The organism is Streptomyces sp. NPDC041968, from assembly GCF_055589025.1.
This window is the reverse complement of the sequence record NZ_JBVJCB010000004.1, coordinates 381,351-393,659: the sequence shown is the minus strand read 5'-3', so window position 1 is coordinate 393,659 and position 12,309 is coordinate 381,351. Positions and strand designations below refer to the sequence as shown.

12 protein-coding genes and 1 pseudogene are annotated in these 12,309 nt (G+C 68.3%); 4 read left to right on the top strand and 9 right to left on the bottom strand.

The features are described 5' to 3' along the window. Positions 1-6: 6 nt before the first annotated feature. The 5 genes from ACZ6EG_RS12765 to ACZ6EG_RS12745 are packed head-to-tail and all read right to left on the bottom strand — an operon-like array spanning position 7 to position 4,066. On the bottom strand, positions 7-597 hold the full coding sequence (locus ACZ6EG_RS12765; RefSeq protein WP_469604080.1) for a hypothetical protein: 591 nt from the start codon (positions 595-597) through the stop codon (positions 7-9). Next, the gene (locus ACZ6EG_RS12760) at positions 594-1,904 is read right to left on the bottom strand and encodes a hypothetical protein (RefSeq protein WP_469604077.1); all 1,311 of its coding nucleotides are present in this window, start codon (positions 1,902-1,904) and stop codon (positions 594-596) included. Before ACZ6EG_RS12760 ends, ACZ6EG_RS12765 begins: the two co-directional genes overlap by 4 nt. Beyond that, complete coding sequence (locus ACZ6EG_RS12755) at positions 1,901-2,695, bottom strand: ABC transporter ATP-binding protein (protein WP_391968427.1); 795 nt, start codon at positions 2,693-2,695, stop codon at positions 1,901-1,903. Before ACZ6EG_RS12755 ends, ACZ6EG_RS12760 begins: the two co-directional genes overlap by 4 nt. Before the next feature lie 34 nt (positions 2,696-2,729). Next, a complete protein-coding gene (locus tag ACZ6EG_RS12750) occupies positions 2,730-3,530 on the bottom strand; it encodes a hypothetical protein (protein ID WP_391968428.1) in 801 nt (266 codons plus the stop codon). Then, positions 3,527-4,066 (bottom strand): RNA polymerase sigma factor, encoded by a 540-nt coding sequence (locus tag ACZ6EG_RS12745; RefSeq protein ID WP_391968429.1) that lies wholly within the window; start codon positions 4,064-4,066, stop codon positions 3,527-3,529. Before ACZ6EG_RS12745 ends, ACZ6EG_RS12750 begins: the two co-directional genes overlap by 4 nt. 723 nt (positions 4,067-4,789) lie before the next feature. On the opposite strand from ACZ6EG_RS12745, the gene ACZ6EG_RS12740 reads away from it, so the two are divergent. The 4 genes and pseudogenes from ACZ6EG_RS12740 to ACZ6EG_RS12725 all read left to right on the top strand — a co-directional run. Then, on the top strand, positions 4,790-6,346 hold the full coding sequence (locus ACZ6EG_RS12740) for an alpha/beta hydrolase (RefSeq protein ID WP_469604072.1): 1,557 nt from the start codon (positions 4,790-4,792) through the stop codon (positions 6,344-6,346). A 36-nt stretch (positions 6,347-6,382) separates the two neighbouring features. Continuing rightward, positions 6,383-6,958: a TetR/AcrR family transcriptional regulator gene (locus ACZ6EG_RS12735; protein WP_391968432.1), complete on the top strand. Its 576-nt coding sequence runs from the start codon at positions 6,383-6,385 to the stop codon at positions 6,956-6,958. A 179-nt stretch (positions 6,959-7,137) separates the two neighbouring features. Next, a complete protein-coding gene (locus ACZ6EG_RS12730) occupies positions 7,138-7,806 on the top strand; it encodes an HAD family hydrolase (RefSeq protein WP_469604069.1) in 669 nt (222 codons plus the stop codon). Between the two features lie 14 nt (positions 7,807-7,820). Beyond that, positions 7,821-7,997 (top strand): annotated as a pseudogene (locus ACZ6EG_RS12725) (helix-turn-helix domain-containing protein); the annotation flags it as partial. Between the two features lie 72 nt (positions 7,998-8,069). On the opposite strand, the gene ACZ6EG_RS12720 reads toward ACZ6EG_RS12725, so the two are convergent. From ACZ6EG_RS12720 to ACZ6EG_RS12705, 4 genes are all read right to left on the bottom strand, one after another. Then, positions 8,070-8,453 (bottom strand): SH3 domain-containing protein, encoded by a 384-nt coding sequence (locus tag ACZ6EG_RS12720; protein WP_469604066.1) that lies wholly within the window; start codon positions 8,451-8,453, stop codon positions 8,070-8,072. 580 nt (positions 8,454-9,033) lie between these two features. Beyond that, complete coding sequence (locus ACZ6EG_RS12715; protein ID WP_391968435.1) at positions 9,034-9,957, bottom strand: carbohydrate ABC transporter permease; 924 nt, start codon at positions 9,955-9,957, stop codon at positions 9,034-9,036. A 2-nt stretch (positions 9,958-9,959) separates the two neighbouring features. Continuing rightward, positions 9,960-10,853, bottom strand: coding sequence for a carbohydrate ABC transporter permease (locus ACZ6EG_RS12710; protein WP_391968436.1), 894 nt, complete (start codon positions 10,851-10,853; stop codon positions 9,960-9,962). A 114-nt stretch (positions 10,854-10,967) separates the two neighbouring features. Beyond that, the gene (locus tag ACZ6EG_RS12705; RefSeq protein WP_469604062.1) at positions 10,968-12,284 is read right to left on the bottom strand and encodes an ABC transporter substrate-binding protein; all 1,317 of its coding nucleotides are present in this window, start codon (positions 12,282-12,284) and stop codon (positions 10,968-10,970) included. Between the last annotated feature and the right edge of the window lie 25 nt (positions 12,285-12,309).

The following is a 12,309-nucleotide window of genomic DNA, read 5'->3' as shown; positions in this document are numbered from 1 at the left end:
GCGCCGTCACAGATCTCCGGCCGTAGTACGTGGGCCTCGGCAGACGTAGGCGGCGGTTCCGGCGACGGTGAGTACCGCTGCTACTACCACCGCGGGTCGGCTGTCGGAGGCCTGTGTCTGCCAGGTCAGCGCCTCCCCCGCGGTGCCCGTGCCCGGGAACGCCGTCGCGCCGAGCGTCCACCCGAGAGGCAGGAACCACGAGCGAGCGGTGCCGACCGTGGCCATCCCCAGGGCGGTCAGGCCCAGCAGGCCGGCCGCGTCGCGGACGACACATCCGAACGGCCCGAACCGCGTGCCGGTGAGTAGTGTGGCCAGCAGCAGCATGAGGACGCATCCCAGGGCCGCGGCCAGGTGGGACATCCGCAGCCACCCCCACGGCCTCGCCGCCGTGCGGTCCAGGGCGTCGTCGGGGCCTCCGAGCGTGGTGGTGGCGACGGCTACCAGGAGCATGACCGTCAGGGCGAGTACGGTGCTGCTCACCTCGCTCTTGACGCTGAAGGCCGTCGCCAGCAGCCACACGATGGCAGTGCCCGCGCCGGCCGCGCCGAGCGCCGCAGGCACCTGGCGCGAGCGGACGTAGAGCGTCAGTCCTGTCATCGGGCGCCTCCGCTCAGGAGGTCGGTGGTGTCCTGGCACCTCTGGGCGGCCTGATAGACGGCGATAACCCGGGCTTCGGCCTCGGCTCGCGGCAGTGCCTGCAGTCCCTTCCAGAGCTCGACGGCGTCCGGGTCATCGAATTCGAGGCCATCGGGACCGGCGGTCGGCTCCCGGTCGAGCAGCCAGTAGGCCGCAGCGGTGGCGACTGTGAAGTTCTGGTTGTCTCCGCAGCTGAGAGGGCTGGTGAACACTCCGGTGAGCATCGTCGGTTCGAGCCGTCCTGGGTGGGCGAGGTGACCGTGCTTGTCGACCGTGACACTCATCAGCGCGGTGTCGGCCCGCGACCTCGGTGACGTAGGAGGAGAGAACGTGGAGGTGTCCTCATGTGCCTCGACGATTGATGTTTTCGTCAGGAGTTCCAATGCGTGCCGGGCCTTGGGGGCTACCTCGGGCAGCAACCCTTCGTGCGCCCGGCTGACGCAGACCCGTGGGGTGTCGTCGGTGCACACCAGTTCTTGGGCGACCGGATCGAGCGTCCCTTGGTCGTAGGCGTCGTCGGTCGGCACCACCAGGGCCGTGGCCGTGGCCCCGATGGCCAGCGGCAGCAGCGCGGCGAACGCGAACTTAGGGTTTCGGACGGTGAGGAGCACGACGCCGGCCACCGCAACCGCGGCCGTCCAGAGTGCCTGGGCGGCGCTGACTCCGCCGTCGACGGTGTCGTAGTCGCTGAACATGCTCATCCCCATGGCCGGGGAGAACGCCGCCGTGAATCCGCCGTCCGGAAGGGCGTGGGGCGCGAGGATCAGTAGCGCGAAGCCGATCAGGGCCAGCGCGGGTGCGGTGGCGAGCGCCGGCACCAGGCGTCCGACGGCCAACCCGAGCCAGACCGAGGCGATCATCGCGACCAGCCCGACGGCCACGACGAAGAACGCGGCCGGCGGCAGGTAGCGCGCCGTGTCGGCGATCCGTGGTGCCGCCGCGAGGAGCGCGACCAGGTAGGCGACGACCACCGCAAGGGCCGTCGTGGCCAGGATCGGCACCATGCGATGCGGTCTCAGGCGGGGCACGGCTGCGAACAGTTCGGCCACGTTCGCCCGGTGCTCGCGATAGGACTGCCAGGCGCCGGCGGCCATCGCAAGGGGCGAGAGAACCGCGAGGTATTCGCGCTGCGTCATGGCCAGCGCCATCCACCCCGTGGACCATCGCCCCGCGGTGGCGTGGAGGACGATCGTGCCGGCGACTGCGATCAGGAGCGCGGCGCCGAGGGCTGCCGAGCGCCGGAGCTCGATGCTGAGGATGCGGTTCATGCGTTGCTCCGGTGCTGGCGCAGGAGTGCGGAGTAGCCGCGCTCCGCCGGGCTGTCGCCCGCGTCGCCCTGCCCACCGCGGGCGATCAGGTCGTCGGGGGTGCCCTGGAAGAGGAGTCGGCCTTCGTTCATGAGGATGACGTCGGTGCAGGCGGCGACGACGTCCTCGACGAGGTGGGTGGAGACCAGGACACAACTGTCGGCGCCGAGGTCACGCAGCAGGTCGCGGAAGTCAAGACGTTGTTCGGGGTCGAGTCCCACGGTGGGCTCGTCGAGCAGTAGCAGTTCGGGGTCGTTCACGATGGCCTGGGCGATGCCGGCCCGGCGCAGCATGCCGCCCGACAGCTTCTTCATCTTGGCGTCGGCTTTGGTGGTGAGACCCACCCGATCGATCGCGCGTTGTACGGCGTCGGGCATCGCGGTCTTGGGCATTTCCTTGAGCCAGGCCATGTACGCGACGAACTCGCGGACAGTGAACCGCGGGTAAAAGCCGAACTGTTGCGGCAGATACCCCAGTTTGCGACGCACCTCGCGCAGGTCGGCACGGCCGTCCACCTGCGCGCCGAGCAGTGTCAATGAGCCGCTGGCGGGCTTGACGACGGTGGACAGCGCGCGCATCAGCGTGGTCTTGCCGGCGCCGTTCGGGCCTAGCACACCGTGCACACCAGAGGTCAGCGTCAGGTCGAGTCCGTCGACGGCCAGGTGCCGGCCGGCCCGAACTCGCAGTTCTTCTGCGTGGACGAGCCAGGGATGAAGGGTGGGAGCCGTTTCGGCAGCGCGCACCGCTCGCATGGGTCACTCCTGTTGATCCTGTTGATGGGGGGGGTCAGTCGCCACTGGTCAAGCGGCGGAAGTGCGTGGCGGCGAGCGGTGTGATCGCGGCGAGGGCCACGGTGGCCACCACCCAGTCGGCGGTGCTGCCCGGCCGCAGTACCGGGGACAGGGACTGGGCCGCCACACTCGGCAGCAGGACTGCCGCGGACCAGACCACCGCGAGTCCGATCGCCGCGCGCCGTACGCCGATGAGGGCGCCGAGCACGAGGGTGGCCCCCGTGAACGCCAGGCACGGCAGCAGGGTGAGCGCCAGCGAGGTTCCGGTGCTCACACCCGCCACCAGCAATGCCGGAAGCACGACGACGAGCACCGCGAGCGTCCGCCGCAGCACCATGGCCAGGCCGGCTGCCGGTGTAGTGGCGATCAGTTCCCAGGCGGGGTCGATCCGCCGGCTCCAGGCCACCGCGACGCCGGGCAGCGGAGCCACCGGGGCCAGCAGCAGCACGAGCGACGGCAGGCTCGGCTCGGCGGAGTCCAGGAGTACGCCACAGCCCAGCACCGCGACGGTCACCGCGAGCCAGGGCAGCAGCGTCCACGCGAGCCAGCGTCGGTGCACGGCCGCTGCTGGTGTGGAATGCCGGGTCGGCGACGGGCTCGCTTCGATCGCCTGGCCGAGCGAGACGGCGACACGGTCGAGCAGATCCGTCGTGGCAGGGGTGGCCTTGGCGGCCAGTGACTCACGGCAGTGGGCGCATGCGTCGAGATGGACCTCGATCGACCAGAGCGCGGCGTCGTCGAGTCCGTGCCCGCCGTCCGCGTAGCGGGCCAAAATCGTGGTGGTGGGATGAGTCATGAGAGCGCCTTCCGCAACGCCATCCGAGCCCGCCGCGCGCGGGTTTTCACCGTGCCCTCCGGCACACCGAGCAGCACCGCCGTCTGACGGACCGACAGGTCGTCGAGCACCATCGCCTGCAGCACCTGCCGCAACTCCGGTGGCAGCCGCAGCAGCGCCTGCTCGAAGTTCTGGTCGACGCGGTTCGCCATCACCTCGTCCTCGGCGGCCGGTGCGGTCGTGTCGAGCAGGGCAACCGTCGGCACCCGCTCCTGCCGGGCACGTCGGCGAAACGCGTCGACGAGACGGTTCGCGGCGATCGTCCAGAGCCAGCCGACCGCGCTGCCCTCGGTAACGGAGCCCGCATAGCTGGCGGCCGCACGCCAGACCGCCAGGTAGGTCTCCTGGAGCACGTCGGCGACGACGTCGTCGTCGGCGCAGCGGCGGCGGAGCCGCACGGCCAACCAGGGCGAAGTACGCCGATACAACTCGTCGAACGCTGCCCGGTCACCACCGGCGACGCGACGCACGAGTTCTGCCTCGTCGAGGTCTGCCATCCCTTTCACGATCAGGGAGACGAAACGACCGTCCATCCAGGTTCTCGGACGCTTCGGCGGCCACCGAAAGCAACAGCGTTTTGCGGCACCTGGGCTGGGGCCTCAACACCGTGCTCCGATACGCGAGCGCCGCCCGCTGGCAGGACAGCATCCGCGAGAACCAGCCCCGACCCAGCAGACTGGACCCCTACCAGCCCTACTTGGAACGGCGATTCACGGAGGGATGCACCAGCGTCACTCGACTGCACAGCGAGCTGACAGTCGAGCAAGCTCCTGTCCCCTACGGCATGGGCGGTGCGACAGGTGACCGGCTGGATCTCCCGGCACCCCGTGACCGTGCCCGAGGAAGACCACGTCGGCCTGAAGGAGGTCCTGGCGCGCTGCCCCGAATCGGATGGTGCTGGATGATGGGGCGGTGCAGCTCCCCTACGTCTACCGCGTCACCAAGTACGACCCCGTCAACTGACATTGGTGTGCGCGCCGAGCGTCACTGCGATCAGGTCATCATCGACGACTGCCCGGATCCGTGGCGACGCCAAGATGTCGACGGACGCCCTGCTCGACGCGCTCGTCCGTCGGCCAACGAGCGGGTGATCCGCGCCGGGATCAAGGCGGACGATGAGCGGAATCTCTACTGAGTTCCTTGAGCATGCCCCGGGGGCATGGTTTCAACTGCTCCTGTTGACGTAGCCCGATCGGGCCCTTTTGAAAAAGAGGCGGTATATGCACAGGAGATTGCGGCTCGCCGTGGTGATCCCCGCGGTCGCGGGTGGCCTGCTCGCGGGAATGACCCCCGCGCTGGCGAACCCCGGCACGTTGAACACCACCGGCATCCCGGCACGCTACGCCGAACAGGACCTGGGCTGGCGCCAGTGCACCGCCGAGGATGTGCCGGACAAGCCCGAGACGGCGAAGATCCTCGAGTCCGCGACGTTCGCGACCCCGCGCGACTGGGAGCGACCGGACGACCGGCAGGACGTGACGATCGCGATCAGCAGGCTGAAGTCCACCGGTGAGACGACGGCGTCCGTGCTGACCAACCCGGGCGGGCCCGGTGGGCCGGGCCGCTCGTTCCCCGCCTCGCTGAGCGGGCAGGCCAAGCTGCGTGAGCACCAGGAGATCATCGGCATCGACACCCGCGGCACCGGCAGGAGCACGAACATCTCGTGCGACGGAGCGGGCCAATGGGAGGCCCACGACCCGCGCGACCGCGACCCGCGCAATCTGGACCTGCTCTTGGACACGGTGGAGCTGACCACGAAGACCTGCGAGCAGGCCTCCGGTGAACTCGGCAGGTTCGTCGACACCTTCCACAACACCAAGGACCTGGACCTGCTGCGGGTCCTGCTCGGCCGGGAGAAGATCAACTGGATCGGCTACTCGGCGGGCACCTGGCTCGGCGCGCACTATGCCCAGCGGTTCCCCGACCGTGTCGGCCGGTTCGTGCTGGACTCGTCGGTCGACTTCACTTCGACCTGGGCGGCGTCGTTCGACCTGCAGCCCATGGGTTACGAACGTCGCTGGCGGCAGGACTTCCTGCCGTGGGCCGCGGCCCACGGCGACCGGTACGGGCTCGGTGCCACCGGCGAGCAGGTCCGGCAGACCTTCGAGGAGGTCCGGTACGCGCTGACGCGCAATCCGGTCGAGGTCGACGGCACGAAAATCGGCCCGGTGGATCTGGACAGCCGTTTCCTCGGTCTGCTCAAGAGCAAGCAGGCCTTCCCCGGCCTGGCCGACTTCCTGGTCCAGCTCAGGACGCTGACCGGGAACGACGCGCCGGACCAGGCCAAGGCGCAGGCCAGGGCGGCGATCACCGACGCACCGGCCGAGCCGGCCCCGAATGACGCCCTGCTCGCCGTGCTGACCGCCGTCAGGTGCAACGACAGCCCCACGCCCGGTGACCGGGAATCGGTGATCCGCAGGTCGCAGGAGTTCCTCGACCAGGGCAAGCTGCTGGCCGGCGGGAACTGGATGTTCATCCAGAACTGCATCTTCTGGGAGGGCCGGCCCCGTCCGCTGCCCACGCTGGACGGCAAGGGTGTGCCACCGGTGGTGATGGTCCAGTCGGCGAACGACCCGGCCGCGCCCATCGAGGGCGCCCGGAAGGCACACGCCGGGTTCGAGAACTCCCGGCTGCTGACCGTCACCGGCGAGGGTGACCACGGCATCTACGGGTACGGCAACCCGGCCGTGGACGAGGTCGTCGACGCCTACCTGGTCGACGGCGTGGTCCCGGAGGACCAAAGCCTGCCCGGCATGCCGCTGCCCACCCTCTCCTGACCCGTCAAAGCTCGTGAAGGCACCGAAGGAACCCGCATGCCCGCCACGCCCCGCCGCACCAGGAGTGACGCGCTGCAGAACCGGGAGCGCTTGCTCGAGGTCGCCGCGCAGGCCTTCGCCGAGCAGGGGCTGGACACCTCGCCTGCCGCCATCGCCAAGCAGGCGGGCGTCGGTGTCGGCACGCTCTACCGGCACTTCCCGACTCGGGAAGTTCTCATCGACGCCGCTTACCGGCGCCAGCTCACCCAGGTGTGCGAGAAGGCGAACGACCTTCTCGCCCAGTACCCGGCCGCCGAGGCCACCCGGATGTGGATGAAACACTTCATCCACTACGCCACGGCCAAGAGCGGGATGTCCGAAGCCCTCAACGCTGTCATCGCCTCCGGTATCGATCCGTACTCCGACAGCCGCGCACTCCTTACCGACGCTGTTGCCACCCTCCTCGCGGCCGGCACCCGAGACGGAAGCCTGCGAACGGACGTCCCCCCGGACGATGTCCTCCTCCTCATGGGTGGCATCGCCTATTCCGTGCAGCACGGAACCAAGGAGCAAGCCCGTGCGCTCGTCGACCTCTTCATGGACGCGCTGACCAAGGACTCGACCGCGAGCTGAATCCGAGCTCCCGGACCGGCACGCCAACGCTGGCGCACCCACGGTCGATTCATCAAGTGGCTCTGTCGGCACTCACGGGGTTCTGGACACATGCCGCGCACCGTTTCGAGCGCATTTCGTCAGGAGTTCTCAGGGCCGTCCCGTAAATGATCTTCAGGCCGTCCTGGCATGATCACGGCGTGACCAGTGAGCGTGTGCAACCCGGCCCCAGGAAGTGCGTCCTCTTCGACGTCGACGGCACGTTGATCGACGCCGTTGACAACCAGCGCCGGGTCTGGGCGAGTTGGGCGGTGCGCTACGGACTGGACTCGACTGAGGTCTATCGGGTGGCCTTGCGGACGCGGCCGATGGAGACCTTCGCCCACGTGGCTCCGGACCGGGATCCAAGGGAGTGCCTGGCTGCGCTGCACGAACTGGAGGACGAGGACGTCCGGTCCGGCGTCTATGCGGCCTTCGACGGCGCGCCGCAGCTGCTGGGCACGCTGCCGTCGGGGGCGTGGGCGCTCGTGACCTCCAACTACGAGCACCGGGTGCGCGGGCGATTTGCTCGGACGGGCCTGCCGGTCCCGCACGTCATCGTGGACGCCGCCGCGGTGGAAGAAGGCAAACCCTCGCCCGTGCCCTACCTGTTGGCTGCCGAGCAGCTCGGTGCCCGGCCCGAGAACTGCCTGGTCATCGAGGACGCCCCCTCCGGAGTCGAAGCAGGGCTGCGGGCCGGCATGACGGTGTGGGGCGTCAACACCGCTGCCGCAGTGGCCGGCGTGCACCGTCACTTCCCGAGCCTGCGCGAAGCGGTCCCCGACATCCTTGCCTTCGTCAGGCGGGAGGGATCAGCCGGAATGGGATGATCAGGTGTGGCTGGCGCAGGGAGCGGCCGTCGAGCCTGTCCCTGGAAGACCGTGCGCTGTTGGTCGCGGCGTACTGGCGGACCAACTTGACGATGCCCCAGCTCGCCCCATTTTTCGGGGTGTCGCAGGCGGCCGCCGACCGCATCATCGACGACCTGGGGCCGAAGCTCACGCTGCAGCCCCGCAAGCGGACTGGCATAGTCTCCCAGCGGCCGGCGGCCCGTTGAAGGGGTGGGAAACGGTGTCCTCGGCGCGGGTGCCTGTCACTCGCAGGGATAGCTGGTGATGCGGACGGTGTACGCCGAGGAGACCCAGCGGTTGGTGCCCACCTTGCGGAAGCCGTTGGTGGTGGACGCCGACGCGAGGATCGTGGAGCCGTTGGCGTAGGACCCGACGACCGAGTAGCCGGTGCCGGGACCGCTGCGGATCAGCAGACCGCCGCTGGCGTTGACCCTGTAGTAGCACTGGGTGGCGAGCGCACCGGTCGGCGTGGGCTCCACGGCCGCGCCCGTCGTGCGGGCGGGTGCGGCGGCCTGAGCCGTGAGACCGCCGCCGAGGACCACGGCTGCGGACAGGGCCGCCACGGCCGCCGTGCGGGCGGCGGAGCGACGCGGTGACATGGTGCGGCGTGCTGCTGTGACGGTCATGGAAACGATTCCCCTTGCGTCGTCGGTTCTGGGTGCGGAACACGTACGGAGGAGCAGGCCCGGGCCGGCCGAGCGGTGTCACCGCTCAAAGACACCGGAGCCGCCCACGACGTTAGCGCCATCGGGGCGAACAGCCGCCTGACACACGAGAACTCCCCAACCGGAACGGGGGAAGTGGCCCGTTCCGGTTGGGGAGTCCGCAAGACGCCGAATCAGCGTCATGGTGGCGTCAGACATCTCGATCAACAGCCCGGGGCCTCGCTCGTTTCGCTTCACGGACCGTCACCGGATCGGTGGCCACAACGAAGAAGCTCAGTGAACCTGCACATACTGACTGTTGCTCGTTCGTCGAATGGCAGGACCGTGCAACTCGACGCACTCACCCGCTGCATCGAGGCGATGGACATCGCGGGAGGGGTGCGCGTCGCCGAGATCGCAGTCACCGGAGGCCTGTTCAGCAACCCGTGATGTCCGTCCGCACCCCGATGGGCGACCAGGCAGAGATGGACCCCGGATCCGGCGGCGGGGCAGGTGCGAGCCGGATCCGGGGTGGCTCGGGTCCTGATCCTCGGTGGGCGGACTACTTGACGGCGCCGGCGGTGACGCCGCGGGTGAGGGAGCGCTGGAAGACGAGGAAGAAGACGATCATGGGGATGACACCGAGGAGGGCGGCGGCACTGAGGGCGGTGGGGTCGCTGGTGTACTGGCCCTGCATGACGGACAGGCCGAGGGGGACGGTCTGGTTGTCGTTGGAGATGAGCAGGACGAGGGGGTACAGGAACTCGTTCCAGCTCCAGACGAAGAAGAACACGCACATCACCGAGAGGGTGGGCCAGCTCATGGGCAGGATGATGCGCCACAGGATGGTCCAGCGGCCGGCGCCGTCGAGGGAGGCGGCTTCGATGAGTTCGCGGGGGAAGCTGCTGAAGACGGAGGAGAGCAGGTAGGTGCCGAAGGCGCTGTAGGTGATGCCGACGAGGATCGTGTAGCCGAGTTTGCCGTCGTACAGGCCCATCTCCTTGAACAGGTAGTAGATGGGGTAGACGAGTCCTTCCTGCGGCAGAACGTTGACGCCGAGGAAGAAGACGAGGAAGGCGGTGCGCCAGCGGACGCGGCCGATGCCGATGGCGTAGGCGTTGAAGAGGGCGAGGACGACGGCGATGAGGACGACGCCGAGGCTGATCTGGATGCTGTTGACCAGTTTCTGGGTGAAGTCGACGCGTTCCCAGACGTCGCCGATGACGTCCCAGTTCCAGCGCTCGGGCCAGGACAGTGAACCGTTGGTCCGATAGTCGGCGCTGGTCTTGAAGGAGTTGAGCAGGATGATCGCGAACGGGGCGAGGAAGGCCAGGACGAAGACGGTGACCGCGGCCACGACGGCGTAGGAGCCGGCACTGCGCTTGCCGGGTCCCCTGTTTTTGCGCTGGCGTCCGGGTGCGGCGGGCCCGGGGGTCTTCGTCTTCGGGGTGCGGGACGCGACGGGTGTGGTGGTGTCGGTGGTCATGGTCATCCGTCCTCGCGGGCCTGGCGGGTGAGCATCGTTCCGGCGATGATCAGCACGAGCAGGGTGATGGTGCTGGAGATCGCGGATCCGTAACCGACGTCGGCGCGTTCGAAGAAGTTCTGGTAGGCGAAGTAGGCGGGGACCAGGGTGGAGTTTCCGGGGCCGCCGCCGGTGAGGACGAAGATCTGGGCGAAGACCTTCAGGCCGGCGATGGTGGTGGTGACGAGTACGACGTAGACCTCGGGCCGCAGGATGGGCACGGTGATGCGGGTGAAGCGCTGCCACCAGGAGGCGCCGTCGAGTGAGGCGGCCTCGTAGAGTTCGGGGTCGATGCGCTGCAGCCCGGACATGAAGAGGACGAGCGGGTAACCGAGCTGCATCCAGACGAGAACGCCGAGGACGACCCAGAGGGCGAGGTCGGGGTCGCCGAGCCAGTTCTCGGCGAGGGAGCCTAGGCCGATGGTGTCGAGGATGCTGTTCACGGCGCCTTCGGGGGCGAGGATCCATCCCCACATCAGGCCGGTGACGGCGACGGGGATGACCTGGGGCAGGTAGAGGCCGGAGCGGAAGATGCCGACGATGCCGTCACCGTGCTTCCTACCGATGTAGTCGAACAACAGCGCGGCCAGGAACAGGCCGAGCAGGGTGGGCACGACGGCGATGCCGATGATGACGAAGGCGATGTTGCGGAAGGAGGCCCAGAAGTCGGCGTCCTGGAAAAGGCGTGTGTAGTTGTCCAGGCCGATGAAGGTGGGGTCCCCGATGCCCTGCCACGCCGTCAGGCTGTAGTAGAAGGTCATCACCAGCGGGACGACGAGGAAGAGCAGACTCAGCAGCAGGCCCGGCGTGAGGAAGACGGCATAGCCCGTGGACCGCGGGTGACGTGTGGTTTTCACTGTTGCTCCTGGTTGGGCGGGATGGCTGCCCCGGCAGGGGCGGGGCAGCCATCCCCGGAACGCGTGGTTTCCGGCCGGCGGTGCGTTGCGGCGGCGGCGGCCGACGCAGGCGGGTCAGGGCCTGGTCGCGACGTACTTCTCGTAGGGGGCTGCCAGCTCGTCGAGGACGGAGTGGGCCTTGCCGCCGTTCATGAGGTTCTGTGTGGCGGCGACCCAGGTGTCGTAGTAGCCGGCCACCGGCCAATCGGGGTAGAAGGCCAGGCCGTCGTTCTCCTGGATCTCCGCGAAGGCTTCGGTGAGCTGGCGGGACTTGGGGTTGGTGATGTCGGCCGGCTTGGCGGCGAGCGGGACGTTGCCCTCCTCACCGATCAGCTTCTGGATCTTGTCGGACATGGTGATGTCGATGAAGTCCTCGGCGAGCTTCTTGTTCTTGGCCTTGGTGGGGATGACCCAGTTGTTGCCGCCCGAGCCGAGGGTCCTCTCGCTGCCCGGATAAGGAGCCGTGGACCACTGGAAGTTCTTGATGTCGGTGGTCAGGCTGCCGAACCACCAGTTGCCGCCGACCATGATGGGCCGCTTGTTCGAGACGAACTGCTCGACCATGTCGCTGCCCTTGAGGCCGACGTCCTTCTTGTCGAAGTAGCCCTTGTCGAGCCACTCCTGGTACTTGTCGACGGCGTAGGTCGTCTCAGGGCCGTGGAAGTCGACCTTGCCCAGGTAGCGCTGGTAGTTGTCGACCCAGGTGTTGTTCGCCTTGGACAGGGCGAGCAGGTAGAGCCAGTGGCCGGCGGGGTGGTCGTTGCCGGCGTTGGCGAGCGGGGTGATGCCGGCGGCCTTGAACTTGGCGAGCGCGGCCTCGAAGCTCTTGAAGTCCGTGGGCTTGTCGACGTTGTACTTCTTGAACAGGTCGTCGTTGTAGTAGGTGAGGACGAACTCACCGTAGTTGGGTATGCCGTACCACGTGTCGCCGCCCATCTCCCCCCTGTCGTTGTAGCGGGCGGTGACGGAGGCACTGTCGCTGATCTTCCTGTCCCAGCCGTGTTCCTTCACCATAGGGGTGAGGTCGGTGAGCAGGCCCTGCTTGGCGAGCTGTCCGGTGGTGGCGTTGCCCTTGTTGTACTCCATGACGTCGGGCGCCTTGTCGGAGTTGAGGATCATGCCGGCGTTCTGCTGGATCTGCTCGAACGTCTTGCGCTCGAAGACGACCTTGACGTCAGGGTGGGTCTTCTTGAAGTCGGCGATGGCCGCGTCCCATGCCTTGCTCAGGGCCCCGTCCTCCTGCTCGTAGTGCCACAGGCGGAGGGTCTTGCCGTCGCCCTCGGTGGTGTCGGAGCCGCCGCAGGCGGTCAGCGGTGCCAGCAGGGCCAGGGCGGTGACCGCGAGGAGGAGCGGCCTTCTGCGAAGGACGGAGCGGGTGCGCGGGAGGTTCATGGCTGTTCCTTGGTGTGCGTCGTTG